Raw genomic sequence first — 25,945 nt, forward strand, 5'->3', positions numbered from 1 at the left:
GCCTTAAAACTTGGTGAACTGGGACTCGTCCACATCGGTTGCGCAGGCGAGGTTGCCTACGGTCTTGAATCCGCTGTCGGCCGGTATGGCCGGCTTTACCGTCCGCGCTTCCTTGCGCGGATGAAGCGGCTTGACCACCGACTGGCCATCCAGTTTGAAGAACGCCATCAGTTGCTGCAGCTGCTCCGCCTGGCTGCTCATTTCCTCGGCAGTCGCCGCCAGCTCTTCCGCGCTGGAGGCATTCTGCTGGGTCGTCTGGCTCAGCTGGACGACTGCGGAATTGATCTGTGCCACACCGGAGGATTGTTCGGTGGATGCCGCCGCGATTTCCTGCACCAGCTCGGATGTCTTGCTGATGCTCGGCACCATTTCGCCGAGCAGCTTGCCGGCCTGTTCGGCCAAGTCCACGCTGCCGCTTGCTGTTTCGCCGATTTCCTGCGCGGCGACCTGGCTGCGTTCGGCCAGCTTGCGCACCTCGGCCGCCACCACGGCGAATCCTTTTCCGTGTTCGCCGGCGCGCGCTGCCTCAATGGCCGCGTTGAGCGCCAGCAGGTTGGTCTGGTAGGCGATGTCGTCGATGATATGGATCTTTTGTGCAATCTGCTTCATCGCCGCGACGGTGGCATTGACCGACTCGCCGCCGTCCGATGCTTCCTGTGCCGCCTTGCTCGCCATGCTGTCGGTGATTCTCGCGTTTTCGGTGTTCTGCGCAATGGACGAGGTCATCTGTTCGAGCGAGGCGCTGGTTTCCTCCACGCTCGCGGCCTGCTCGCTGGCCGCCTGGGACATCGATTGCGAGGTCGCGCTGATTTCCTGCGCGGCGCTGGTGATGGCATAGACGCTGGCATTGACTTCCCGCACGACCTGGCTGAGCTTGTCCACCGTGTCGTTGGTATATTCCTTGAGCTGCGCGTAGGCGCCCTCGTAGTTCTTTTCGATGTGCCGGGAAAGGTCGCCTGCCGACACCGATTCCATGACGCGCACTACATCAGAAATGCTGGAACCCGTGGTGGCAACCAGCTTGTTGATCCCTTCGCCGATCTCGTGCTGGAACCCGGCAAGGCCCTTGAGGTCCACGCGCTCCTCGAAGTTGCCGGCGTTTGCCGCCAGCACCACGGCTTTCTGCCCCTCGATCACCTGCCTGAACCTGTCGGTCATGTTCTGCATCGACTGGAGCATCTGGCCGGTTTCGTCACGCGATGTGCTCGTCACCTTCACGGACAAGTCCCCGCGGGCGATGCCATCGGCGACATGTACTGCTTCCTTCAGCGGACGGACGATGCTGCGCGTGAGGAACCAGGCGATCAGTACGCTGACGGCCAGTGCAATCGAGGAAAGGATGAGCATGTTGCGAAGGGCGGATTCGTACTCGTGCTGCGTGCTGAGGTAGGCTTGGCGTGTCTGCTGTTCTTCGTAGGCCAGCATTTCCGTGGTCGCGTCCTGCAATTTCTGCATGGCGGCGCCGGCATCGGAAACCAGCATCCTGGCTGCCTCGTCTTTCTTTCCTGCTGCTTCAAGCGCGAGCACCTTGTTGTTCGCGGAGCGGGCTTCCTGCAACGCCTGGTTGAATCTGGAAAAGGCCGCTGCCCCCGCGCCTTTCGTCTCCGCCTTCTCCAGAAGCGCGATCGCTTCGCCGTAACGCTTGCGGGCTGCCTCGATGGCCTTCTGCTCGCCGGCCAGCGCTTGCGGATCCTTGAGCAGAGCCATGCGCAGCATGGAGCGGCCGATAATGTTCAGGGAATCAGCGATTTCGTTGATCTGCTTTGTCTTGTGCACATTCTCGCTGATGATGGCCTCGACGTGCTCGTCCACGGCACGCATCGAGAAGATGCCCTCGACTGTCAGTCCCGCCATCAGCACCAGGGTCACCGAGAATGCAAGCGCCATTCGTGTTCCGATTTTCATATCTGCCATCATGATTGTTATTCTTTCGATATAGATAGTTCAAATTGAAACGTCCGGCGCAGTGCACCGCCCACAGACTCCCGCAAGGGAGATGAATCAGTTCAACGGCAGTGCAGCCGCTGCATCCCGTGCCTGCACAATCGCCCCGATCTCGTCGACCGAAAGAACCTGGTTGACGTCGAGCAGGATCACGAACTTGCCGTTCACCTTGCCCATGCCTTCGATGAAATCGGTCCGGATACGCGCGCCGAAGGCGGGCGGCGGCTCGATGTCGGATGCCGGTATTTCCAGCACCGCATTCACCGCGTCCACCACGACGCCCATGTCCTGGCGCTCGCCGTTGGACTCGACTTCGACGATCACGATGCAGGTGCGCTTGGTGATGGAAGAGGGTGTCTTGCCGAAGCGGGCAGACAGGTCCATCACCGGCACGACCGCGCCGCGCAGGTTGATCACGCCGCGTATGCATTCCGGCATCATCGGCACTTCAGTCAGGCCGCCGTAGCCGATGATTTCCTTCACATGCAGGATGCCGATGGCGAACATCTCGCCCGTCAGCATGAATGTCAGGTATTGCGTCTGCTCCACGCCTGGCACGACAGATGTCGCGGAAGATGCGCTGGCGGACTGGACCAATGCGTTCATGGAGCGCCCTTTCAGAAGCGGGTGAATTGCGATTCGTCGATATCGGCTTCGGGCTTGAGCGCGAGGTTGCCTGCAACCCGGTATGCCTCTTGCCTGGCTCCGGGCTTGGACGGCATTTCAACCCGGCGTGGCTCCATTCGGCTCACATTGACGGCCGATGTGCCTTCCAGCTTGAAAAACGCCATCGTCCGGCGCAGTGTGTCGGCCTGGCTGCTCATCTCTTCTGCGGTCGCCGCAAGCTCTTCCGAGCTGGACGCGTTTTGCTGCGTGGCCTGGCTCAGCTGCAGGACGGCGGCGTTGATCTGGCCCACGCCCGAGGACTGCTCGGACGAAGCTGCAGCGATTTCCTGTACCAGGTCCGACGTCTTGCGGATGCTCGGAACGATCTCGTTGAGCAGCTTGCCGGCTTTCTCTGCGAGTTCGACGCTGCTGCCGGCTACCTCGCTGATTTCCTGGGCTGCGACCTGGCTGCGCTCGGCCAGCTTGCGCACCTCTGCCGCGACGACCGCGAAACCCTTGCCGTGCTCGCCGGCGCGGGCGGCTTCGATGGCAGCGTTCAGGGCGAGCAGGTTGGTCTGGTAGGCGATGTCGTCGATGATGCTGATCTTCCTGGCAATCTGCTGCATCGCTGCGACCGTGGCGGCTACCGAATCTCCGCCCTCGGCTGCTTCCTGGGCTGCCTTGCTTGCCATGTTGTCGGTGACCTTGGCGTTTTCCGTGTTCTGTGCGATCGAGGACGTCATCTGTTCCAGCGACGCGCTTGTTTCTTCAACGCTTGCCGCCTGTTCGCTGGACGACTGCGAGAGGGACTGCGACGTCGCGCTTACCTGGGCAGCTGCGCTTGCCAGTGCCTGGGTGCCGCCATTCACCTCCGAAACGACCTGCGACAGTTTGGCGATCATGTGCTGTATCGCCTGCAGCATCTGGCCTGTTTCATCGGTGGCGGTCGAGTTGATTTTTACCGACAGGTCGCCGGAAGCAAGACGGTTGGCCGCTTCGACCGCCTTTGACAGGGGGCGGGTTATTCCACGAACGAGAACCAGCGCGGCCAATGCGCTGAACACGATCGACGCGACGGAAAGAATGAGCGCGAGTCGCACGGCGCTTTCATGCTCGGACATCGCCGCCTCGTACGCGATCCTGCTGTTCTCGTCCTGTAGGGCGATCGCCTCATCGAGGACGCCCTGCCACTTTTCCACGGAAGGGACCGCTTCGCCGAGCAGCGTCTTTACTGCTTCATCTGTCCTTCCGGCGGAGGCCAGTTCCAGCACCTTGTTGTTGAGGGGGCGCGTCTCAAGGGCGGCGTCCTTCAATCTCTGCCGCAATGCCTTGCCTTTTTCCGTCGCCGGCGTTGCCAGCAGGGCTTCAAATGCCTCGTTGTAGCGTTGCCTGCCCTGCTCGAACTTCTTGCGTTCAGCCGAGATCGCGGATTGATCCTTCAGCAGCATCATATTGCGCATTGCTTCGGTCACGATGCGGATCGACTCCGACATGTCGTTGAGCAGCCTGGTCTTGTAATTGTCGACCTTGACGATGTTTTCCATCCGCGCTTCCATTGCATCAATTCCCTTGATCCCCGTATAGGCGATTGCGGCCATCAGGATCAGAACTGCAGCAAAGGTCACCGTCATGCGGGCCCAGATTTTTATGTTTGCAAACATGATTGCGTCTTTCTCAGTATGTGCTTCGTATGAATTCGTTCACGCGGCAAGGGGCCCCGTGTCGAAAGACAGCGCCTGCGCGGCCTGTCCCGCCTGCTGCACCAGCGCGGGCACATCCAGGATCAGTGCTACCTCGCCACTGCCAAGGATGGTCGATCCGCTGATGCACTTGATGCCGCCGAACATCTTGCCGAGCGGCTTGATCACGGTCTGGAATTCGCCGAGCAGGGTATCGACCACCAGGCCGGCCTTGCGGCCCGCATGCTTGAGGACGACAATGTTCTCCCGCTTCGATGGCGCGCCTTCGACGTCGAACAGCTCGCGCAGCCGGATGAACGGCAGCACCTGTCCGCGCAGGTTCGTGTAGTCGTGCCCCGGCTCCGCTGAATAGGCCACGCATTCCTCGATCATGTCGAGCGGAATGGCGAAGACCGACTTGCCCACTTCAACCAGGAATCCATCGATGATGGCGAGCGTGAGCGGCAGGCGGATGGTGACGGTTGTGCCGGCGCCTTCCGCGGTCTGCACGCCGACGGTGCCGCGCAGCGCGGTGATGTTGCGCTTGACCACATCGAGGCCGACGCCGCGTCCGGAGAGGTTGCTGATCTGGTCGGCGGTGGAAAAGCCGGGTTCGAAAATGAGCTTGTAGACATCCTCGTCTGCAAGATGGTGGCCAGACTCGACCAGGCCGCGCTCGATGGCCTTGGCCAGGATCTTGTCGCGCTTGAGACCGCCGCCGTCGTCGCTGACGGAAATCACGATGCTGCCCGAGTCGTGGCAGGCATCCAGCCTGACCGTGCCGCGCGCAGGTTTGCCGCGCGCGGCGCGCACGTCGGCCGGTTCGATGCCGTGATCCATCGCATTGCGCACGAGGTGGGTCAGCGGATCGCCGATCTTCTCGACCACGGTCTTGTCGAGTTCGGTGTCTTCGCCGTCCACCACGAGCGCGATATCCTTCCCGAGCTCGCGTGCCACGTCGTGAACCACGCGCTGGAAACGGTTGAAGGTAGCGCCGATCTTGACCATGCGCAGCTGCAGCGCGCTGTCGCGCACGCTTTCGACCAGGCTGGCCACCTTGGACATGCTTTCCGTCAATTCGGCGGCGTGGGCGCGCCGGGCGATCAGGTTGGCGCTGGCTCCCGCGATGATCAGCTCTCCCACCAGGTTGATCAGCTGGTCGAGCTTGTCGGCATCGACGCGGATCGACTTGCTCTCCTGCGCATGCGTTTCGCGCAGCTGCTTCTGCTTGGTCAGCGCCGCTTCCACCACTTCAGGCTGCACGGTACGCTGTTCGATCAGGATCTGGCCGAGCGGTTGCGCCGGCTCTGCGCCGATCTGCATGTTCAGTGCTGCCTCCAGTTCCTGGGACGTGATGGTGCCGCAGCGGATGAGCAGTTCGCCAATGCGCACTGACTCTTCCGGAATCTCGCGCAGCATGCGCACGTAATCGGATATCCGGCTCTTTGGCGGCAGGATGCGCAGCCGGCAGTCATCGCGCACGAAATCGAACACGTTCTCGATGGTTGCCTTGTCGGCGTCGCTGTGGAACGCGATCTCATAGCCGAGGTAGCAACTTTCCGGGTCCATTTCCGCAGCCTCGGGAATCGCATCGGGCAGGGTGGCGATGCCGACGATGGTGCCCAGTGTGCCGAGGTAACGGATGAAGGAAAGCGGGTCCATGCCGTTTTTCAGCACGTCGCGCCCGAAGCGCAACGAGATGTGCCAGTGGTCCGACTCGACGGTGTCGCTGTCGATCCGCTCGACCTGCGCCGGCTCCTGCGGAACGAGCGCAGCGGCAGGGACGGATGAGGCCGCCGGCGCGCCGGTGAGATAGGTGCGCAGCTTTTCGACCAGCGGCAGTCCGCGTTCGGTGTTCTTGTCGTCGGCTTCCATCTGGCCGCCTGCCACGGTATTGACCAGGGAGCCGATATGGTCGCAGCAGGAGAGCAGCAGCGATACCAGCGGGTCGCTGATCTCCAGCTTGCCTCCGCGCACCTGGTCGAGGACATTCTCGACGACATGCGTGAACGACACGACATGGTCCAGCCCGAACAGGCCGGACGACCCCTTGATGGTATGCGCGGCGCGGAAGATCGCATTCACGTTTTCCGTGCGGTCTTCCGTCTGCTCGATGGCGAGCAGCGCGTTCTCCATGTCCTCCAGCAATTCCTTGCTTTCGGCGATGAAGGTTTGCAGTGCCTGGTCAAGATTCATTGCGTTATCTCGCGGAAGGATGGGGATTGGCGGTGCGGGGCGGGATGACGAGCGGATCGCCGAAGAAGGTGCCGAGATTCAGCAGTTCGAAGATATCGACCACGGCCGGACTGTGGTTGACCAGCTTCAGGTCGCCGCCGCGCGACTGGGCAGTCTTTTTTGCCAGTATCAGCAATTGCAGGCCGGCGGAATCCATTTCGGTCACGCCGGACAGGTCGGCTTCCAGCGTGCCGCCGGCGGGGATGGCGGAAAGCAGCGCCTGCTTGAGTTCAGACGCCTTGTAGATGTTCATTTCACCTTCAACGCGCAGCAAGGCGCTCTTCTGCTGCTCGGCAGAATCCATGGCAATCTCCGGTTATTTCGGCCGTCAGGGCAGGCAGAGCTTCTGAACGGCGTTCAGCAGTTGGTCCGATTTGAACGGCTTGACCATCCAGGCGCGCGCGCCGGCGGCCTGGCCTTCCCGTTTCTTCGACTCCTCCGATTCCGTCGTGAGCATGAGGATCGGGGTGAACTTGTAATTCGGCAGTTGCTTCACTTCTTTCAAGAAGGTGATGCCGTCCATGACCGGCATGTTGACGTCGCTGATGATGAGGTGGACCTTCTGTCCGGTCAGCTTGGACAGGGCGTCCTTGCCGTCGCGTCCCTCGATCACGGTGTAGCCTTCGCCTTTCAGCGCAATGCCGATGACCTGCCGCATCGAAGCGGAGTCGTCCACGATCATGATGGTCTTTGTCATAACATCCTCAAAAAAAAGTGATGTCGCTCCCGCCGCCGGCAACGACCTTGTCGCCCCGGTGCACCGCGCGCTGGTCCGACATGACGTAGCTCTTCTTCATTTCGAGGAGCAACGGGGCAGGGTCGAGCGGTTCCAGGTCGCCGCCGGCGCAGAACTGGTCGCCGCTATGCGTGAGGTAGGACGGCAGGTGCTCGATGTTGGTCTTTACCTGGGTCAGGATCTGGTTGACGCGGTCCTGGAATTGCAACTGCACCAGCGCCTGGCCGATTTCATCCTTGATGCCGACGCTCTCGTCCTTGAGCAGGCGGCTCGATTCCTGCAAGGCATCGGTGATCTTGCGGAACTCGTCCAGAACGGCGTTGATCGTGTGCTCGGATTCCAGCATCGCGCCGTCTTCCTGGCGCACGGATTCCTCGGCCGCCTTGCAGGTGGACAGGATGGCTTCGCTGATGATGCCGACTTTGTCGGCAATGTGCCTGCCGGTCTCGCCCGACTGGTTGGACAGCATGCGGAACTCCTTGGCCACCACCGCGAATCCGCGTCCCATTTCGCCGGCGCGTGCGGCCTCGATGGCGGCATTGAGCGCAAGCAGGTTGGACTGCGCGGCGATCTTCGCCACTTCCGTCGCCATGTCCTGCAGCTCGACGATGAACTTGTCCAGTCCCTGCACCTTTTCAAGCATCGTCGTCATGCTGTCCATCGCCATGCGCTGCGATGCCACCACTTCCCCGAGCTGTTGCTTGCTGTGGTCGAAGACGGCCACCAGGCCGTTCTCGCGGTCTTCGATGGAACCGGTTGCCGTGCCGGCGGAATGAACCGCTTCGTCGAGCTGGTCGACAATGCGGCTGAAGTCGTGTGTCAGCTCGGAAATCGCCGTTTCCATCTGCTCGCGCGAGGTCTCGATATGGCCGGCCCAGACAGGGGCCACTTTCTCGCTGAAATTGCGCTGCGAATGGAGGTAGTCGGCGACGGAATCGCGTAGTGCATGATGGCGCTCGTTGATCCGAAACGCGGCGGCGGCGCCGGCGGCGGCCAGCGATGCGGCGAGGATGCAACCCGTCCAGCTCAGGCCGCCGGCAGCAAGGATGCCGGCGCTGCCCGCGATGCCGATGGCGGACGGATACAGCAGATGCGCGTACTGCCGGTCGAGGCTCTTTGCTGCGGATAATGCGGTGGACATGCTGGCTGCTTTACAGGAGGTTGATGGCAACGGACAGGCTGTAGCCTTCGCCATAGGCGCTGCGCAACGGCAGCTCGGCGCCGATGGCCGACTTGACCTTCTTGCGCAGGCGGTAGACCAGCATGTCCATTTTCTTGGTGTCTTCGTACTGGTCGCCGCCGAGCCCGATCATCAGCGAGTCGCGTGGAATCGGCTGCGTGGAGAGCGCAAGCATGTGCAGCAGCTTGAATTCCTTCTCTGTCAGGTCGATGGCGCTGGCGCCTGCCATCAGCAGCTGGCGCTCGCTCTTGTTCAGCGACCAGGCGGGCGGCGCCGCATCTCGTGCACGGGTACGGACGCGGCGCGACAGCGCTTCGATATGGGCGGCCAGTTCCGGAAACTTGATCGGTTTCGTCAGGTAATTGTCGGCCCCCAGGTGCAGTCCGAGGATGCGGCTGTCGAGCATCACGCGCGCGGTCAGGACCAGCACGCCGGAATACGGATACAGCTCGCGCAGGCGCGGGATGATGTTGAACCCGGAGTCGTCGGGCAGTCCCAGGTCGAGCAGGATCACGTCGGCGTCGCCCTGGCTCAGGGTGGTCCACATCGATTCGGCGGAACCGCTGATCCTGACGTCGTGACCGTTCTCGGTGAGGTAGTCGGCGACATCTTCTGCGTACGACAGGTTGTCTTCAACGATGACGATGGAAGCCATGGTGTGTGAAATCTTTGGGCGTCATTCAGACGATTTGTTCATGCCTTCGATTGTAGAAAACCGGAGGGGGTGAAAAACTATCCAATTCTCACCAGGCCGGTACGGGCGCGTTCGACATGCGCCGGCAGCCACATCGTGAATTGCGCACCGCCTTCCGGCCGGTTGTGCGCACCAAGGGTGCCGCCGTGCATTTCCGCCACTGCGCGCGCGAGATGCAGGCCCAGTCCGGAACCGGCCTCGCGGGCGGCGGAACGGCCGCGGAAGAACTTGTCGAAGATGTACGGCAGTTCTCCGCCGTCGATCCCGGCCCCGTTGTCGGAGACTCGCAGTTCGATGCCGCCCTGCGGCGCATTGCGTCCCATGAGCATGATGCGGGTGCCGGTCGGGGTGTACTTGACCGCGTTGTCGGTGAGGATGCGCAAGGCCAGGCGCAGGCGGTCGGCGTCGCAGGTGATGGTTTCCGGCAGCTCCGTCGCATCGACGATGATTGTGTGATCTGCCGTCAGGGCGCGTGCCGATTCGGCGCAATCCAGCATCATCGACAATGGCGAGGCCTGACTCAGGTGCAATCCCTGGCCGGCGGTGTCGAAGCGTTCCTGCGTCAGATAGTCGTCCAGCAGGCCGGTCAGGCGGTCCACTGATTTTTCGATCTTGACCAGGCGCTTGCGTGTAGCGTCGTCGGTATGGGCTGCGGCCGTGGACAGCAGGCGCTGCACTGCGCCGTCGATCGTCGCCAGCGGCGTGCGGAATTCGTGCGAGACCATGGCCACGAAGCGCTTCTGTTCTTCCTGCGCCTGGCGCCTGGCGGAGATGTCGCGCGACACGCCGATCAGGGTGCGCGGGATATTGTCCGCGTCGCACAACAGCGTCGACTCCACTTCCACCGGGATCATCCGGCCATCCTTGTGCTGCTGGTCGATTTCCTTGATTTCGCGCCGCTGCGATTCGTCGCCGTTCGCGAAACGGCGAATGCGCTCGTGCAGGCGATGGCCCATCTTCGGCATGGCGCCTGCGCCTGGGGGCTCCGGACGGCTGCCGGCATGGCGGTGCAGGGCCATGATTTCCTCCGGCGTGTAGCCGCGTTGCCTTTGGATCGACGGGCTGATATAGGTGAAGTTGAGCGTGTCGGCGTCCATCATCCAGATCACGTCGCCGGTATTGTCTGCGATCAGGCGGTAGCGTTCTTCGCTGCTGCGCAATGCAAGCTCTGCCTGCTTGCGCGCGGTGATGTCGTGCAGGACTGCATAGATCAGCACGCGCCGTTTGTAGTCGAGCGTGCCGGCGTACAGTTCGACGTCGCGTACGTCGCCGTTTGCCAGCCGGTGGCGGCATTCGAAGCGCGAGACGGTGCCGCTGGTCACCTGCTGCATCAGTGTGTGGATTCCGTCCTGCGGCGAGGTATCGATCTCGTCGATCCGCATCGTGCGCAAGGCGGAAACGGGATGCCCCCAGAATGCCGCGGCCGCGATATTGGCGTCGACAATGCGGCCATTGGATGGATCGAGCAGGAAGGAAATCGATGCGCTGTCCTCGAACATCTGCCGGTAGCGGTGTTCCCGCTCGATCAGTTCCTGGTTCATCTCGCGCGCAGCTTCGAGCGCACGCGCGCGGCTGCCGGCGAGTTGCCAGGTGATGATCGCCAGCAGGATGCTGACGCCGGCGCCGAACCAGGCCTTGACCGTTCCGCTCTTGTCGAGGCGGGCCTCGAAGGCGGGCAGGGATTGCACGGCAATCGTCCAGACGCGGTTCGCGACCTGCATCCGGGTATCGGTGCGATAACGTCCCCATCCCTTCCCGGGGTGCATGGGGACCTCGTCACTGTCCAGCATCAGCGCCGGGCCTGTGATCTGCTCGCCGTCGTAGATTTCGACATCGAGCTCAAACCCGATTTCCGTCGTCATTGCCGTCACCAGGCTGTCCATGCGGATGGGCGCACCGATCCAGCCCAGGTGGATGTTTCGCCTCAATGCAGGATCGTAGCGGTGTACCGGGAGGTACATCGCCACGGCCTGCCCCAACGGGTGCTTCGCGCTGCGCAGGAGGCTGAACGGGCCCGTGACGGCGGCGCTCCCATGCTCGAAGGCGTGTTCCAGCGCCGTCCTGTGCAACGGGAGCGCGAACAGGTCGAGGCCGCGGGTGTCTTCTGCGTCATCCTCCATTGCAATCCGGTAGGTCACGGGCGCATGCAGCGGCAGGTTTGTCTCCGGCGTGATGACGAAGCCGGGTCGTCCCTTGCCGCGCATGCGAGAGATGAAGTGCGATTCCTGATCGTGCGGCACGGCGCTGACAAAGACGATCTCCTGGATGCCGGGGTGGCTGCGCGCCAGGTCCAGGTTGCGTACATAGGTCTCGAATTCGTCGCTTTCCACGTCCGAGGACGCGGCGAACATGCCGGCGGCGCCGCGGAGGACATTCTGGTAAGCGCCGATACGCTCCTCGATCAGGCCGAGGGCTTCATGTACGTGAAAGTCGAAGTCCTGCTGCAAGACACGTTCCGCGGACCTCTGGTCGTTGTGCCAGAGGTCCGCCGTCACCGCGAGCGACAGCGTGAGCACCATCCAGGGGAGCAGCTTGTTGAGCAGCATGCGCGGCCGGAGGGCGGACATGCCGCCGCTGGTGTCGGGGGAGGTCATGGGAATAGGGGAAGGCGGGATACCGCGCTAGTGTAGGTGGCGCCCTTGCGGCCTCCCAATGACATGCGTCAAGCATTCCCGGCGAACCAGGGCGCCGCCTGCGCCCCGACTGGCCGAATTGACAATGCTATTTCAGCCAAGAAAGAGTAGGATACGGGTATTCCTACGTACTACTACCGAATCCGTCTGTCCCATAGGTGGCGGGACTTGTCACCGCCGCACCGTCGCGCATCAGGAGGCCTTATTCTTTCCGCCAGCAATCAGCCATTTCCCGAGGCGGGGAGCGATAGCCAGCTTCGCCAGACGCTGCTGGAATACCAGGCGATCCTCGACAACGCCTCGCTGGGCATCACTTTTACGCGCAAGCGGCGTTTCCTGCATTGCAACCGGCGTTTTTCGGAAATGTTCGGCTGGTCGAGCGAAGAGCTGCACCAGCTTTCGACCGAGATCGTCTATCCGTCGAAGGAGGCCTACGAGGAGCTGACGCGCCTGGCGCGCCCGGTTCTCGGCAGCGGGCAGCGGCTGGACCTGGAAGTCGTCATGAAGCGGCGCGACGGCAGCACGTTCTGGTGCCGCGTGCTTGCCAAGGCGATCGATCCGCACGACTACAGCAAGGGCACGATCTACATCACGGAAGACATCACCGAGCGCAAGAATGCGCAGGAGGCGCTGCTGCACGCGCGCGACCAGCTCGAATTGCGCGTCCAGGAGCGCACTGCGGCGCTGGAAATGGCCAACGCCCGCCTGCAGGCCGAGATCCAGGAGCGCAAGATGGCCGAGCAGCAGATCCGCTACCTCGCCAACCATGACGCGCTGACCGGCCTGCCGAACCGGCGGCTGCTGGAAGACCGGCTGGAACAGGCGCTGGAAATGGCGCGGCGCAATGTGCATCAGGTGGCGATCCAGTTCATCGATCTCGACCGCTTCAAGCCCGTCAACGACCGCCTCGGCCATCGTATCGGCGACCTGCTGCTGCAGGCCGTCGCGCTGCGCTTGCGCTCGCTGCTGCGCGCGGTCGACACCGTATCGCGCGTGGGCGGGGACGAATTCGTCGTCGTGCTGCCCGAGATGCAGTCGGCGACCGCTGCCTGCGAAACCGCAGGGCGCCTGCTGCTTGCGCTGGCGCGGCCGTACAGCGTCGGCGGCCATGAACTGCAGATCACGCCGAGCATCGGCATCAGCATGTACCCCGCGGACGGCAACGATGCCGAATCGCTGCTGACCGCGGCCGATTCCGCGATGTACTACGCGAAGGGAATGGGGCGCGGCAATTTCCAGCTGTACCAGCCGAGCATGCGGAGCAAGTGAAGCTTCTAGGCGTTGGCGATTGCGGCCGCCAGCAGCTTTTCGAATGCGTCGGCCGGCAATGCGCGGCTTCGCAGGTAGCCTTGGTACATGTCGCAGCCGGCGGTGTGCAGGAACGCGAGCTGGCCGTCATTCTCCACCCCTTCGGCCACCACCTTGAATCCCAGCGTATGGCCCATTGCCACGATGGCGGCCGCAATGGCGCTGTCGTCCTGGCGGTGCGGAACGCCGTCGATGAAGGCCTTGTCGATCTTCAGCACGTCGAGCGGGAAGCGCTTCAGGTAGGTGAGGGAAGAGTAACCGGTCCCGAAGTCGTCAATGGCCAGCCGCACGCCGATTGCGCGCAAATGGTTCAGCAGCTCGACCGCATCCGCTTCACGCTCCATCAGCGCACTCTCCGTCAGTTCCAGTTCGAGGCGGGTTGGCGGGAAGCCTGTTTCCTTCAGGATGCGCGCCACGGTGTTGCCGATGTCGCCGCGCAGGAACTGCCGCGGCGAGATATTGACGGCGAGCGTCAGCGGCGGCAGGCCTGCGTCGATCCATTTCTTCCCTTGCATGCAGGTATGGCGCAGCACCCACTCCCCGATGTCCGCGATCAGGCCGGTGCTTTCGGCGACGGGGATGAAGCGTGATGGCGGGATCAGGCCTTCCAGCGGATCGAGCCAGCGCACCAGGGCCTCGGCGCCGACAATCCGCCCGCTGGCGATATCGACCTGCGGCTGGAAGAAGACGCGCAGTTCATCCTGCTCGACCGCCCGGTGCAATTTCGCTTCCAGGTCGATGCGTTCGCGCGCGGCGTAGGTGAGGTTCTGGGTGAAATAGCGGAAGCAGCCGCGGCCTTCCTGCTTCGCGCGGTACAGGGCAGCATCCGCATGCTGCAGCAGGTCCTGCGTGGCCACGCCATGATCCGGAAAAATGCTGATGCCGATACTGGCGCTGCTGCGCACCTCGACCCCGTTGGGCAGGAGCCACGGCTGTCCCAGTGCGGCGATGATTTCGTTGGCAACCAGGGCGGCGTCATCCGGCTCGATGATGTGGGGCAGCATGACGGCAAATTCATCGCCGCCCAGCCTTGCTACGGTATCCATGCCACGCAGGCGGGCGCTCAGCCGCTCGGCCACCAGCTTGAGCAGCGCATCGCCGGCACTGTGGCCGAGGCTGTCGTTGATGTCCTTGAAACGGTCGAGGTCGAGCATGAGGAGAGCGACACGCACGCCGTCGCGCTGCGCCGCGCGCATGGCGTGCTCCAGGTGGGACAGCAGGAGCATGCGGTTCGGCAGGTGGGTCAGCGCATCGTGGTGGGCAAGGAAGTCGAGTTGCGTCTCCGATGCCTTGAGCCGGGAAATGTCGGCAAAGACGCCGACGTAATTCTGGACGGCGCCGGCATCGTTCCGCACTTCGCTGATGCTCAGCAGCTGCGGGTATACCTCGCCGTTCTTGCGCCGGTCCCAGATCTCGCCCTGCCAGTGCCCGGCCGATGCCATGCTGGCCCACATCTCGCGGTAGAAGTCCCTGGAATGCCGGCCGGAACGCAAGAGATCGGGACGTTTTCCCCGGATTTCTTCTTCGGTATAGCCGGTGATGGAGGTAAAGGCATTGTTGACCATGAGGATGCGCTTGCTGCCATCGGTGACGATCACTCCTTCATGCGTCGTTTCGAAGACCACGGCTGCCTGCCGCAGGCGTTCTTCGGCACGTTTGCGGTCGGTAAGATCGGTATTGGTTCCGGAAACAATGACCGCGGCGCCGTCGGCGTTGCGCTGGACCATGTAGCGCGACAGGACCGGCACATAGTGCCCCTTCTTGTGGCGCAGCCGGATCTCTATGGAAAAGCCCTGCGTGGCGTGCGCGATCGCTGCATCGAAGCTGCCGGTTGCGACGGCGATGTCTTCCGGATGCACGAGATGGCGCCACAGGTTGGTATCCGACGGCATTTCTTCAGGCTGGTAGCCGAGCATTTCCCAGCACCGTGCGGAATAGAACACCTGCCCGGATTCCAGATCCCAGTCCCACCAGCCGTCGCTGGAACCGTGCAGCACGCGTTCGAGGCGTTCGCGGTAGTGGGTGGAGGTGGACAGCGCCTGCCGGAGCGATCCCTGCCAGCGTTGGATCAGCAGGTACAGGAGCAGGCTCGTGACGGCAATGAAGAACATGCCCTTGAGCGTGCTGATGCGCTCGAATTGCACGGGATCGCTGAACAGGAAGCCCAGCACCCGGTCCGATGCCGCGATCCACATGGCCGCAAACAGCGCGTACAGAAGCACAATGCCGGCCGGAGTGGGCGCGCGGCGCTTGTCGGCTCGTACGGTCGGCTGGTTCATGCGAGAAGGACGGTCAAGGAAGGGGGACAGGGGCCAACTATAACAGTTCCCTTGCCGCTTTCAACACGGCCCCGGCCGCTGCTTCCGTCAATGCACCTCGATATGGTACAGCCCCCATGGACAGTTGCTGAAACGCTCGTTGAGCGGCTTGCCCACCATGTCAGGGAAACGGTCGGCGTCATACAGCGCCCACAGAGGGCCGAGACCGCCTACCGGCATAGGCTTGCCATCCAGGTGCGTTGCAACAATGAACCGGTACTTGCCGATATCCGCCAGCGTAGCGGTGGGCGCATAGCCGTCTATCGCGCGCATCACGAGTTCTGCCTGCCCGCGACGCACGCCCGCCGCAGCAAGCACGTCCGTGAGCAGCGGCCCGCGCAGCGCGTGGGGCTTGCCGTCGTATTCGAGCGTGGGCCGGATCGTCACGGCAGGCAGTGCCGCCAGGGATGCAAAGTCGAAGGCATGGCCCTTGTCGAACCGGATGCCTTGCTTTTTCATCATCTGGTCCAGCGCCGGGTCGAGCGGTCCGCGGTTGCCGCGGCCGATGGCGCCGGTAATGGTCAGGAGGGCGGGGGAGGACTGCGGGCGACAGGCTGCGTTGGCAGGGCCGGCAAGGGCAGCGGCGCCGAGTGCCGCGCCTGCAAGGAATTCACGCTTGTTCAAAGAAGGTTCCTGTGGAAACGGAGTTCAGGGTTCGGCTACTTCGTTGTATTTCTTGTAGATGGCGGCGTAGGTGCCATTCTTCCGGATTTTCTTCAGTCCTGCATTGAACGCCTCGCGCAGCTCGGCATCGCGGAACACGGCCTTGCGTGCGCTCGGCTTGAAAATCATGTGATGCACCAGCGGCTGGCTGGTATTGATGGAGGCCTCCACCTGACGGTTCAGGTAGCGGAAGATGAGGCGGTCGCCGACGACCACGTCCACGCGCCCCGTGTACAGCAGCCGGTTCTGCGTGATCTGCTGCGGATGTTCCTTGTAATCATGGTGGCGTTCCGCCTGCACCTTGAACTCGGGCCCGAGGATGAGGCTGGCATTCTGGAAGGCGGCGATCGAATACTGCTCCAGGTCGCCGATGCCGCGCAGACGTATGCCGCGGCTCGCCAATGTCGTAGCGACGTTCTGGTAGTACATGTAGGTGTCGGAAAAAAATCCGTTGCCGCCGATGCCTTCATCGACGGTCAGCATGCCGTCGAGCAGGCCGGCGCGCAGCAGTGCCAGCGCGCGTGCCGGGGGCAGGTGCTGCGCCACCATGCGGTAGCCGCTCGCATCCAGGGCCTTCTCGGCGATCTCGTACTCGATGCCGCCATCGCCGTTCTCCATGATGTAGGGCGGCTTGGTCAGGCCGACGCCGATGCGCACCTCGGGCATGGCTTCAGCGGCGGGTGCGATTACCCAGGCGAACGCGGCGGCGAGGAACAGCCGGCGGCGTGTTTGCGCGCGCGTGTTGCGGGACGATGAGAATCCTTCTGACCAGTGCATGTTTGCTTGATGGGTTGCGCAGCGGAAAGTATGACTGACCCGATTATAGGGCTGTTGCCGCGTCCTTGGCGGCGCAACTATTGACTTGTTGTTTCGTTGTGTGGGCGTGCACTGCGACGGTGCGAAAAGGCCGGGTTACTGCCTGGCCAGCGCGGGTGATTGCAACCTGCCGGTGCGAAAACGGGAGCGGATGCCGTAGGCGAGGACGGTAACCTGCGCCAGCACGTTGAGGCTGGCGACGGAGGCGATCAGCGTGCTTTTCACCACCCACAAGGCGTAGGCGATCGTGATGGCGGCGATGACGATCCATCCGCCCCACGACAGCAGCGAAATCGATTCGCGCGCTGCCGGATCGCGGTGGTAGCGGATGATCTGCGGGATATATAGTGCCGACGCCGCGATTCCCGATACGCCGTACAGCACGCTCAACAACTGTTCCATGATGCGCACGATTGTATGTGCCAATTGCGCAGGGAAAACGTTCTCCGGGGAAATTTGATGTGGCGAGTCGCAGCGCGGCAACAAAAGCTTGTCAAGGAATCACGGCATTTTCCGCATCGTAAAGATAATGCTGCAACATGAACTGCTCGTTTTCGCTGATGCGGTCGAAATGGATGCCGACGCCATGCAGGAGCTCGGCGCGCTTGCCGTTCGTGTCGAGCGGGCGGCTGCTGCAAATCGTGGCATCGGTGCGGATCTGCACTTGCTGGTTGGTCGGCTGCACGCGGAACGTGAACGAGACGGATATCCGGTCGCCAGGGCCGCCAAGCACCTTGCCGGCGGCGATGAAGGCGCCGGTGATGCTCAGGTCCGACAGCATGGCCTCGATCGGGGAACCGTGTTCCGATGGCGGGCTGCGCACTTCGACCGGCAGGCTCACCTTCACCCGCGCAGCATTGCGCAGGGGCGTCGCTCCGATTTCCTGCGGGAAGCTCAGGTGCATGTAATAGCGCGGCGCCAGCAGGATCGATTCAATGTCGCAGGAAAAGGTGTACACCGACACGCCGGAGAACACGCGCACCGTGACGCGCTCGCCTTCCAGCATCGGAACGGTCAGTCCGTGTTCGACGGGTATCTTCACCAGCAGGTATTCGCCGGTGGCGTAACCGATCAGGGACGAGAAGTAGGTCGGCTTGCCGGGACGGGCAAGGATGAGTTGCAGCCGGGTCCCGACTTGCAATTTCATGTCTTCGAAATTCGGGCGGGTGCGGGTGTGCATGGCGAACATGGAAAATATTGTTGTGCAGTAACTTGCAGTCAAAGACCATTACACGCTCCTATCCGTCACGACACCATCCCATATCCATGGGGCTATCAAGCAGCGGCGAAGGATAGAAAGACTTTCACTTGATGGTTATCAAGTTCTCGGGCAACCGGACGTTACAAGACATATGTCGTATTGCCGGGGCTTGCCATGAAAATCGACGCGTCCAACATCCAGTTCAATGCATCGCATCGCGCCAACCAGCGCGCCGAAGTGCGGGAAACCCTGCGCGCCTGGGTCGGCGACGAGCCGCCTGCCGCCGAGTCCGGCGAAAATGCGCCGTCCGTGGTCGCGATCTCGGCCGCTGCACGCATGGCGGCTGCAGCTGCGGCACCGCCGCCTGCCGCATCGGAGGCACAGGCGGTCGAAGACGCGATCGAAAATGCGGAGAACGACCCTGTCTATTACTTCATCAAGCTGGTCGTCGAGATGATGACCGGCGTGAAGGTAAAGACGGTCTCGGCGGACGACATGGCCCCAGAGGCGCCGACACCAGCCGCGGAGCATCCCGAGCCGCCGCCGCGCGCCGGCTTCGGCATCGCCTACGACCGGCATGAAGTACGCGAAGAAACGGAACACACCACCTTCCATGCGGAAGCACTCATCCGCACCGCCGACGGCAAGGAGATCAGCCTGACCCTCGACCTCGACATGTTCCGCAGCTATCGCGAAGAATCCTCGGTCTCCCTGCGTGCCGGCGATGCGGTACGCAAGGACCCGCTCGTCATCAACTTCGACGGTACGGCGGCGCAATTGCAGAACCGCCGCTTCAGCTTCGACCTGGACGGTGACGGCAAGGCGGAACAGGTGCCGCTGCTCACGGGAAATCGCGGCTACCTCGCGCTCGACCACAACGGCAACGGCAAGATCGACTCGGGCAAGGAATTGTTCGGCCCGACCAGCGGGGACGGCTTCGCCGAACTTGCGGAATTCGACAGCGACGGCAACGGCTGGATCGATGACAACGACCCGGTCTTCGCGCAGCTGCGCGTGTGGATGCAGGACGACAAGGGCGGCGGCACGCTGAACTCCGCGAAGTCCTATGGCGTAGGGGCCGTCTACCTCGGCAGGGCTGAGACGCCATTCGAACTCAAGGACAGTGCCAACCAGGAACTCGGCGCGGTGCGCAGTTCGGGTGTCTACCTTGCGGAGAACGGTGGCGCGGGCACCGTGCAGCAGATCGACCTGATGGTCTGAATCCGAATGCGCCGCCGCCTCGTAGAATAGGTCATCGACCTTTCCACGACTTCGCAATGAAACGACTGGCACGCACGGCCCTGACGGCCTGGACTGTTTTTCTTTCCCCATTTGCCGGCGCACACGAATTCTGGCTGTGGCCGGCGCCTTTCTCTCTTCCCGTGGGCGGCACGGCTGCAGTGGGCATGTTCGTCGGCGAATACTTCGAAGGCGAGCGCATCGGCGTCAGTCCATCGCATGCCGCGAGCATGCGCGTCCATGCCGCAGGCGAGCGCGGCGGACCGGTGAAGGCGCATATTGCACCGCCCTCACTGAACATGACGTTCACGCGCGCAGGCACCCATGTCATTGCATTCGACAGCGCACCCAGCATGCTGACGCTGTCCGCCGACAAGTTCCACGCCTACCTGCACGAGGAAGGACTCGACGCGATCATCCGCCAGCGTGAACAGGATGGCACGGCGGAGACGCCCGGCCGTGAACGCTATCGCCGCAACGCCAAGGCGCTGGTAAAGGTCGGCCGGGCCGATAGCGCGTTTGCCGGGCGGACCGGTCAGAGACTGGAGATCATGCCTCTGGCCGATCCGCTCTCTGCGTCGCCCGGCGACACGCTCGGTTTTCGCCTGCTGTTCGACGACAAGCCGCTGCACGGGATGCTGGTCAAGGCCTGGCACAGAAGGGACGGGCAAACGACGGTGGTCCGCGCGCGTAGCAACGCCGATGGGCGCGTGCGCCTCACCTTGCCGTATCCCGGACCGTGGATGGTCAGCACGGTGCACATGATCCCCGCTGCCGGCACTGCCGATGCGGACTGGGACAGTTTCTGGGGCAACCTCACCTTCGAACTTCCTTCCCGCCGGCGATAGGGCAGGAGATGCGCATGTATTTACATTCTTGCAAGCGCATTGCGCTGCCCTATACTGAAAAAACACACAGTACTCCTGAAAGGAGGCAATCATGGACAGCATCAATCGTTGGCAAGACAGGCTGGAAATGGCGGTCGGCGTCTGGTTGTGCATCGCGCCGTGGGCCTTGTCGCTTCCGCAGGTGGCCGCATGGTGTGCGGTAGCGGTCGGGGTGGCGGTGATCCTGCTTTCGGTCGAGGATATCTTCCTGCCGAACCAGCTGGAAGAATGGGGCAATGCCGTATTCGGAGCGGGGCTGATGATATCGCCCTGGGCGTGGGGTTACGCCGACAATACGGTGGCAACCGCGAACGCCTTCATCTCGGGTTTCCTCGTATCCGGATTCTCATTCTGGGCACTGGAACGCCTCTTCATGCGTCATGAAGAAGAAAACCATAGGGTCAAGCATTCCTGACCCTCATGGAAAGGCGGGAAGCGCAATGCTTCCCGCCCGGGCTGCACACGGCATGATTCCCCTGGCATGCTGCGCGGCTTGTTGATTTTCCGCCTTGTTTAACCCCCGAAGTACGGTTGGAATGAACTGTCCATGCGCTCAAAGGCCGGATTGAAGTTGGGACGATACGTGTTATCCGTGCCGGCGCCGCTGCCGCCAGTACCGCTCGAATAACCTGAACTGTGCATGCCGGCGCAACCTGCCGTGAGCATGACGATCAGGACAACAAGAATCTTCTTCATGACTTGCCTCCAATGAAAAGTGCCGTGTGACTCCTCCCTGGATTGCGCGCTTGGTTCACTATAGAGCGCTGCCCGGCAATTCACCAGCGGCGAATGGTGCGGTGCACTAATGATTGAGGCGTCTCAAAGGCGGCGCGGAAAGTCACACCAGTTCGAGGATCGCGCCATTGGCGGCAACGCGGCACATGCTGTCGATCGGCATGACGCGCGTGCGTCCCGATGCTTCTTCCAGGAACAGCCAGTCGCCGGCGATGCCGGTCACCACGCCGCGAAATTCCGCGACCTCTTCGGAACTGCACTTCTGCGCGACGCTGCGCTTGAACGCCACCGTGTCGCCTACGCGGATATTGAGCATGTGATATCTCCAGAACATTGTCGTGAGGATAGACAACTTCCTCGTGACAATGTTCCTCTGGGTAAATGTTCAACATCAGCCCGGCATCTTCCTTGTGTTTCCACAACCATGGGCATGCATGCGCATTGAATAATGATCCCGATATTCCGGCGGCGGAGATTGCCGGAGCGGCCATGTCATGGAGGGAGAATGTTGAAGCACGCAGCCAATGCGGAATACAGCAGCGTTCCGGCGCGCGGTGGGATCGAACGGATACTGTCGTCGCAGCGCCGAAAACTGTTTGATGCCTTTACGGCATTCAGGCAGGACGCGCCGGAGGGAACCGTGCTCAACCTGTACATGAAACCCACCACGCTGTTCGACAACAGCGATTACCTCTCCGCATGGAGCGACCTTCCGGACAGGATGCGCATCACCCCCTGCGAAATGGAACCGCCGGCCGTCTCGCGCAAGGCACCCGATACGCGCCTGCCTTATGCCGACGGCGCCTTCGACTGGGTGTTCTGCAATGAGGTCATCGAGCACAGCGGCGGCACCGAGCGCCAGTACGCGCTGGTGGCGGAACTGTATCGCGTCGCGCGGAAAGGCGTCTTCCTCGCTACCGCCAACCGCCGCCATCCCATCGAATTCAAATCGCGCCTGCCCTTCCTCCATCTGCTTCCCGACCCGGCATGGCGTCGCCTGCTGAAATGGTTCGGCAAGGGGAAGTGGGCGTCCGTCGGCATGCTCAACCCGGTCGATGCCCCGGCGTTATACCGCTTCGCCAGCCTGCTGCCGGGCAAGCCGGAGCATGATGTCGGCCACAAGCGCGTGCTTGGTTTCAAGGCGCATTTCTTCCTGATGATCCGGAAAAGAAAAGCCTGAAGTTTCTGCCGCGCCATCGCAATTTCCCCGCTTGCCGCCTAGCCTGAAAGGAGCGCCGCGGGGATGCAGGGACGGTTGTGCGCGGCATTCCGGCAGGCTTTTCGGAGCACATCATGCAGACCACATTCAATGCTTCCCCTTCCGGGCAGGCGATCATCCAGAACACGACAGCGGCGGGCATCGAAAAGCTCGTCGTCAACCTGCATCCCGGCAACGATTCGATGATCGACGTGCAGATCAAGGAAGAAACGCCAGGCGACGGCATGCTCGTATCGAGCACCATCTCGATCAACCAGGAAGGCTTGCAGAAGCTGGTCGAATGGCTGCGCGACCAGGGCGCCATTCAATGATCAGTTTTGTTCCTCGAAAGCCTGTATGTCGCGCTCGACCGACGACAGGCAGTCGAACGCGAGGTCGAGCACATTGACCGACGCGTCGACGGGATTGTCCCAGGCATCGCGCGCCGCCACAGCCGCGTTGTAGTGCTGCAGGGCGGCTTGCAGTTCGACGGTTTCCTCCGATACGCCGCCTTGCTGCCCGACGCGAATCTCCGAGCGAAAGGCGGCGACGAGCGCATCCATCTTCCTTCCGATGACACGCAGGTTGAAGGCGAGCACGATCGCATGCACGTCGGGCTCGTAGCTGCCGGGATGGGCGGTGCGCAGGGCCAGTTGGCGCTCATGCATGCGGCGTGCGAAATCGAGCGCATCCTCCACGGCGCGATAGCGCGCGTACAGCGGGCCGGGCGGGAAAAGCAGTGTCAGCGGCATATCGCTTTGGACAATGCCGGCCAGCTAAAGATGCTACGCTCCATCACCATTGCCTCCGGACTACTGCGCCCGCATTCTCCGGCCGTCGCCGACGGCGCACGTCGGCATGGCGTGGCACGAGATGGCGCTGGCGCTTTGAACCGCTCGCGTCAACTTTCCTGAAAGGCTGCGAAGGTGTCGAGCAGTGTGCGGGCGCGAAACGGTTTGAGAATGACGCGGGTGACTTCGCGCAGGCGCAGTTCCTGGAGCAGCGGTGCATCGCAGCTGGAGACGAGCACGGCGATGGGAATGGCGCGTGTGTTTTCGCCATCGCGGATCTCATCGATCAGCGACAGGTCGTACTGGTTGTATTGCCGTTCCCCGAAATCAAGCGCAATGACCGCGCCGCGAAAGGCGTGCTCGCGGATCATGCGCCGCGCAACCTGCGGGCTGCCGGCTTCATGGACGTCCGCCAGTCCCATCGCCCGCGCTGTCAGTGCCACTGTGCGGCGAAGCAGGGGATCTGTCTCCAGCAATAACATAGGCAACCGGCCCTTGGCCTGCGGCACGCTGTTTGGCATCGCGTCCTCCTAGTCCTGCTCGTCGAGCGAGCTTCCTGCCGCCACCAGCTCCCTGACGACGAGGTCGCGCAGGGTCAGCAGGATCGAATGTTCGACAGGATCGAAACGCCGGCTGCGGCGGTCGATCACGCATAGTGTCCCGACGATATGGCCGTTCGGCAGTTGCAGGGGCGCGCCGGCGTAGAAGCGGATATAGGGATCGTCGGTCACCAGCGGATTGTCGACGAAGCGTTCGTCGGTGCGCGCATCCTCCACCACAAGGACTTCCGGATGCAGGATCGCGTGCCCGCAGAAAGAGATGTCGCGGCCGGTCTCGCACGCCGGCAAGCCGTAGCGCGCCTTGAACCACTGACGATCGCGGTCGACCAGCGTCAGCAGGGCGATCGGGACGTCGAACTCGCGCGCGGCGAAGTCGACGATGCGGTCGAAACGCTGCTCCGGAGGGGTGTCGAGGATCAGCAGCGCGTGCAGCGCCGCAAGCCGTTCTTCGTCATTCGCAGGAATCGGGGCAGCTTGCATGGCATCCGGTGACTAAGGGGTGTTGGAACGACTTTACTGGAAGGACGGTGCAGCGGCAAGCGGCGTTGCGCGCTTGCCTCGGAAGAAGTAGCCTGGATTCCGCTTTGCTCCATCCAGGCTGCAAATTGTGCAGACAAGGACAGCCATCGCTGTGCCCACAAAAAAGGGCGCATCGAAATGCGCCCTTGCTGCCTGCTTATCGCGTCACCGGCTTGTATCGGATACGCTTCGGCTTCGCGCCTTCCTCGCCCAGTCGCTTGACCTTGTCGGCCTCGTATTCCTGGTAGTTGCCGTCGAAGAATACGACCTTGGAGTCGCCTTCGAAGGCCAGGATGTGCGTGGCGATACGATCGAGGAACCAGCGGTCGTGCGAGATCACCATCACGCTGCCCGCGAATTCCAGCAGCGCATCTTCCAGCGCGCGCAGGGTTTCCACGTCGAGGTCGTTCGACGGTTCGTCCAGCAGCAGCACGTTGCCGCCCATGAGCAGGGTCTTGGCCAGGTGCAGGCGGCCACGTTCGCCGCCGGACAGGTTGCCGACGATCTTCTGCTGGTCGCCGCCCTTGAAGTTGAAGCGGCCGAGGTAGGCGCGCGACGGCATTTCGAAGCGGCCGACAGTCAGGATGTCGGCGCCGTTGGAGACGTCTTCAAACACGGTCTTCTTGTTGCCGAGGTCTTCGCGCGACTGGTCGACCAGCGACAGCTTCACCGTCGGGCCGACCACCACTTCACCGCTGTCCGGCTGCTCTTTCCCTGCGATCATCTTGAACAGCGTCGATTTACCCGCACCGTTCGGGCCGATGATGCCGACGATCGCGCCGGCCGGAATCTTGAAGCTGAGATCGTCGATCAGCAGGCGGTCGCCGAAGGACTTGGAGACGTTCTTGAACTCGATCACTTCATTGCCCAGGCGTTCGGCGACCGGGATGAAGATTTCCTGCGTCTCGTTGCGCTTCTGGTATTCGTGTTCGGATAGCTCGTTGAAGCGGGCAAGGCGCGCCTTGCTCTTGGCCTGGCGGCCCTTCGGATTCTGGCGCACCCACTCCAGTTCCTTCTGGATGGTCTTCTGGCGTGCGGATTCGGTCGCTTCTTCCTGCTTCAGGCGTGCTTCCTTCTGTTCCAGCCAGGAGCTGTAATTGCCCTTCCAGGGAATGCCGTAACCGCGGTCCAGTTCGAGAATCCATTCGGCAGCGTTGTCGAGGAAGTAGCGGTCGTGGGTGATGCCGACCACGGTGCCGGGGAAGCGCTGCAGGAATTGCTCAAGCCATTCGACGGATTCGGCGTCGAGGTGGTTGGTCGGTTCGTCGAGCAGCAGCATGTCGGGCTTGGACAGCAGCAGCTTGCACAGCGCGACACGGCGCTTCTCGCCGCCGGACAGCACGCCGACCTTGGCGTCCCAAGGCGGCAGGCGCAGCGCGTCGGCCGCAATTTCCAGCTGCTGGTCGAGGTTGCCGCCGCCGGAGGTGGCAATGATCGCTTCCAGGCGTGCCTGTTCGGCGGCCAGCGCGTCGAAGTCGGCATCCGGTTCGGCATAGGCGGCGTACACGGCGTCCAGCTTGGACTGCGCTTCGGCCACTTCGCCGAGGCCGGATTCCACCGCCTGGCGCACCGTCATTTCCGGATCCAGCTGCGGCTCCTGCGGCAAGTAGCCGATGTTCAGGCCCGGCATCGGCACGGCTTCGCCTTCGATGTCCTTGTCGATGCCGGCCATGATCTTGAGCAGGGTCGACTTGCCCGAGCCGTTCAGGCCGAGCACGCCGATCTTGGCGCCGGGGAAGAAGGACAGCGAAATGTCTTTGAGAATCTGGCGCTTGGGCGGAACGATCTTGCCCACGCGGTTCATGGTGTAGACGTATTGAGCCATGGAAAATCCGAGTGAATGGGTACTGATGAAAAGAGAGAGTGCAAGGATACCCGATCAGGCTCCCCGCAGGTTGTCCGGAAGCCGTGCGGCACGTCGCTATCACAAAAGGACGCCAATCCAAATGACCCAAAATAACCCCTACCAATGTTGTGGTTATTTATTGATCTAGGTCAACGTT

At 62.4% G+C, this 25,945-nt stretch carries 26 protein-coding genes; 6 read left to right on the forward strand and 20 right to left on the reverse strand.

The annotated features are described in order from the left end of the window. Nucleotides 1–3: 3 nt before the first annotated feature. The 9 genes from AC3WOY_RS15675 to AC3WOY_RS15715 form a co-directional block, all read right to left on the reverse strand. On the reverse strand, nt 4–1,917 hold the full coding sequence (locus AC3WOY_RS15675) for a methyl-accepting chemotaxis protein (RefSeq protein ID WP_492425386.1): 1,914 nt from the start codon (nt 1,915–1,917) through the stop codon (nt 4–6). An 84-nt stretch (nt 1,918–2,001) separates the two neighbouring features. Further along, the gene (locus AC3WOY_RS15680; protein ID WP_492425388.1) at nt 2,002–2,550 is read right to left on the reverse strand and encodes a chemotaxis protein CheW; all 549 of its coding nucleotides are present in this window, start codon (nt 2,548–2,550) and stop codon (nt 2,002–2,004) included. Nucleotides 2,551–2,561: 11 nt separating this feature from the next. Further along, on the reverse strand, nt 2,562–4,211 hold the full coding sequence (locus AC3WOY_RS15685) for a methyl-accepting chemotaxis protein (protein WP_492425390.1): 1,650 nt from the start codon (nt 4,209–4,211) through the stop codon (nt 2,562–2,564). A gap of 39 nt (nt 4,212–4,250) precedes the next feature. After that, entirely contained in the window at nt 4,251–6,425 is a 2,175-nt protein-coding gene (locus AC3WOY_RS15690) for a chemotaxis protein CheA (RefSeq protein ID WP_492425392.1), read from the reverse strand. A gap of 4 nt (nt 6,426–6,429) precedes the next feature. Beyond that, the gene (locus AC3WOY_RS15695) at nt 6,430–6,768 is read right to left on the reverse strand and encodes an STAS domain-containing protein (RefSeq protein ID WP_492425394.1); all 339 of its coding nucleotides are present in this window, start codon (nt 6,766–6,768) and stop codon (nt 6,430–6,432) included. Nucleotides 6,769–6,792: 24 nt separating this feature from the next. After that, complete coding sequence (locus AC3WOY_RS15700; protein ID WP_492425396.1) at nt 6,793–7,161, reverse strand: response regulator; 369 nt, start codon at nt 7,159–7,161, stop codon at nt 6,793–6,795. A 7-nt stretch (nt 7,162–7,168) separates the two neighbouring features. Next, nucleotides 7,169–8,341 carry a methyl-accepting chemotaxis protein gene (locus tag AC3WOY_RS15705; RefSeq protein WP_492425398.1) on the reverse strand — a complete coding sequence of 391 codons (1,173 nt, stop codon included), beginning with the start codon at nt 8,339–8,341 and terminating at the stop codon, nt 7,169–7,171. 10 nt (nt 8,342–8,351) lie between these two features. Then, the gene (locus tag AC3WOY_RS15710) at nt 8,352–9,035 is read right to left on the reverse strand and encodes a response regulator transcription factor (protein ID WP_492425400.1); all 684 of its coding nucleotides are present in this window, start codon (nt 9,033–9,035) and stop codon (nt 8,352–8,354) included. Between the two features lie 77 nt (nt 9,036–9,112). After that, the gene (locus tag AC3WOY_RS15715; RefSeq protein ID WP_492425402.1) at nt 9,113–11,668 is read right to left on the reverse strand and encodes a CHASE domain-containing sensor histidine kinase; all 2,556 of its coding nucleotides are present in this window, start codon (nt 11,666–11,668) and stop codon (nt 9,113–9,115) included. Nucleotides 11,669–11,875: 207 nt separating this feature from the next. On the opposite strand from AC3WOY_RS15715, the gene AC3WOY_RS15720 reads away from it, so the two are divergent. Continuing rightward, nucleotides 11,876–12,976, forward strand: a complete 1,101-nt coding sequence (locus tag AC3WOY_RS15720; protein ID WP_492425404.1) for a PAS domain-containing protein — start codon at nt 11,876–11,878, stop codon at nt 12,974–12,976. Nucleotides 12,977–12,981: 5 nt separating this feature from the next. Here the strand turns inward: AC3WOY_RS15720 and AC3WOY_RS15725 are convergent, their stop codons facing one another. From AC3WOY_RS15725 to AC3WOY_RS15745, 5 genes are all read right to left on the reverse strand, one after another. After that, nucleotides 12,982–15,294 (reverse strand): putative bifunctional diguanylate cyclase/phosphodiesterase, encoded by a 2,313-nt coding sequence (locus AC3WOY_RS15725; RefSeq protein WP_492425406.1) that lies wholly within the window; start codon nt 15,292–15,294, stop codon nt 12,982–12,984. 87 nt (nt 15,295–15,381) lie between these two features. After that, on the reverse strand, nt 15,382–15,957 hold the full coding sequence (locus AC3WOY_RS15730) for a putative pterin-binding protein (protein WP_492425408.1): 576 nt from the start codon (nt 15,955–15,957) through the stop codon (nt 15,382–15,384). Nucleotides 15,958–15,981: 24 nt separating this feature from the next. Further along, complete coding sequence (locus AC3WOY_RS15735; RefSeq protein ID WP_492425410.1) at nt 15,982–16,773, reverse strand: substrate-binding periplasmic protein; 792 nt, start codon at nt 16,771–16,773, stop codon at nt 15,982–15,984. A gap of 135 nt (nt 16,774–16,908) precedes the next feature. After that, complete coding sequence (locus AC3WOY_RS15740; protein ID WP_492425412.1) at nt 16,909–17,214, reverse strand: hypothetical protein; 306 nt, start codon at nt 17,212–17,214, stop codon at nt 16,909–16,911. Between the two features lie 91 nt (nt 17,215–17,305). Beyond that, on the reverse strand, nt 17,306–17,959 hold the full coding sequence (locus AC3WOY_RS15745; RefSeq protein ID WP_492425414.1) for a flagellar brake protein: 654 nt from the start codon (nt 17,957–17,959) through the stop codon (nt 17,306–17,308). Between the two features lie 228 nt (nt 17,960–18,187). Here AC3WOY_RS15745 and AC3WOY_RS15750 point away from each other — a divergent pair, with 228 nt between their 5' ends. From AC3WOY_RS15750 to AC3WOY_RS15760, 3 genes are all read left to right on the forward strand, one after another. Next, complete coding sequence (locus tag AC3WOY_RS15750) at nt 18,188–19,234, forward strand: SPM autocatalytic domain-containing protein (protein ID WP_492425416.1); 1,047 nt, start codon at nt 18,188–18,190, stop codon at nt 19,232–19,234. A 56-nt stretch (nt 19,235–19,290) separates the two neighbouring features. After that, nucleotides 19,291–20,100: a DUF4198 domain-containing protein gene (locus AC3WOY_RS15755; RefSeq protein WP_492425418.1), complete on the forward strand. Its 810-nt coding sequence runs from the start codon at nt 19,291–19,293 to the stop codon at nt 20,098–20,100. Nucleotides 20,101–20,191: 91 nt separating this feature from the next. Further along, nucleotides 20,192–20,554 carry an SPW repeat domain-containing protein gene (locus AC3WOY_RS15760; RefSeq protein WP_492425420.1) on the forward strand — a complete coding sequence of 121 codons (363 nt, stop codon included), beginning with the start codon at nt 20,192–20,194 and terminating at the stop codon, nt 20,552–20,554. A gap of 98 nt (nt 20,555–20,652) precedes the next feature. Here the strand turns inward: AC3WOY_RS15760 and AC3WOY_RS15765 are convergent, their stop codons facing one another. After that, on the reverse strand, nt 20,653–20,835 hold the full coding sequence (locus AC3WOY_RS15765; protein WP_492425422.1) for a hypothetical protein: 183 nt from the start codon (nt 20,833–20,835) through the stop codon (nt 20,653–20,655). A gap of 142 nt (nt 20,836–20,977) precedes the next feature. Further along, a complete protein-coding gene (locus AC3WOY_RS15770) occupies nt 20,978–21,190 on the reverse strand; it encodes a hypothetical protein (protein WP_492425424.1) in 213 nt (70 codons plus the stop codon). Between the two features lie 189 nt (nt 21,191–21,379). Here AC3WOY_RS15770 and AC3WOY_RS15775 point away from each other — a divergent pair, with 189 nt between their 5' ends. Further along, complete coding sequence (locus AC3WOY_RS15775) at nt 21,380–22,054, forward strand: methyltransferase domain-containing protein (RefSeq protein ID WP_492425426.1); 675 nt, start codon at nt 21,380–21,382, stop codon at nt 22,052–22,054. Between the two features lie 113 nt (nt 22,055–22,167). Continuing rightward, nucleotides 22,168–22,404: a hypothetical protein gene (locus AC3WOY_RS15780; protein ID WP_492425428.1), complete on the forward strand. Its 237-nt coding sequence runs from the start codon at nt 22,168–22,170 to the stop codon at nt 22,402–22,404. Here the strand turns inward: AC3WOY_RS15780 and AC3WOY_RS15785 are convergent, their stop codons facing one another. The 4 genes from AC3WOY_RS15785 to ettA form a co-directional block, all read right to left on the reverse strand. Then, on the reverse strand, nt 22,405–22,824 hold the full coding sequence (locus AC3WOY_RS15785) for a hypothetical protein (RefSeq protein WP_492425430.1): 420 nt from the start codon (nt 22,822–22,824) through the stop codon (nt 22,405–22,407). Nucleotides 22,825–22,973: 149 nt separating this feature from the next. Beyond that, complete coding sequence (locus AC3WOY_RS15790) at nt 22,974–23,384, reverse strand: response regulator (protein WP_492425432.1); 411 nt, start codon at nt 23,382–23,384, stop codon at nt 22,974–22,976. Nucleotides 23,385–23,393: 9 nt separating this feature from the next. Continuing rightward, nucleotides 23,394–23,903, reverse strand: a complete 510-nt coding sequence (locus tag AC3WOY_RS15795) for a GAF domain-containing protein (protein ID WP_492425434.1) — start codon at nt 23,901–23,903, stop codon at nt 23,394–23,396. Between the two features lie 196 nt (nt 23,904–24,099). Then, a complete protein-coding gene (gene ettA, locus AC3WOY_RS15800; protein ID WP_492425436.1) occupies nt 24,100–25,767 on the reverse strand; it encodes an energy-dependent translational throttle protein EttA in 1,668 nt (555 codons plus the stop codon). Between the last annotated feature and the right edge of the window lie 178 nt (nt 25,768–25,945).

It is taken from the genome of Noviherbaspirillum sp. FW303-A3 (assembly GCF_058788695.1).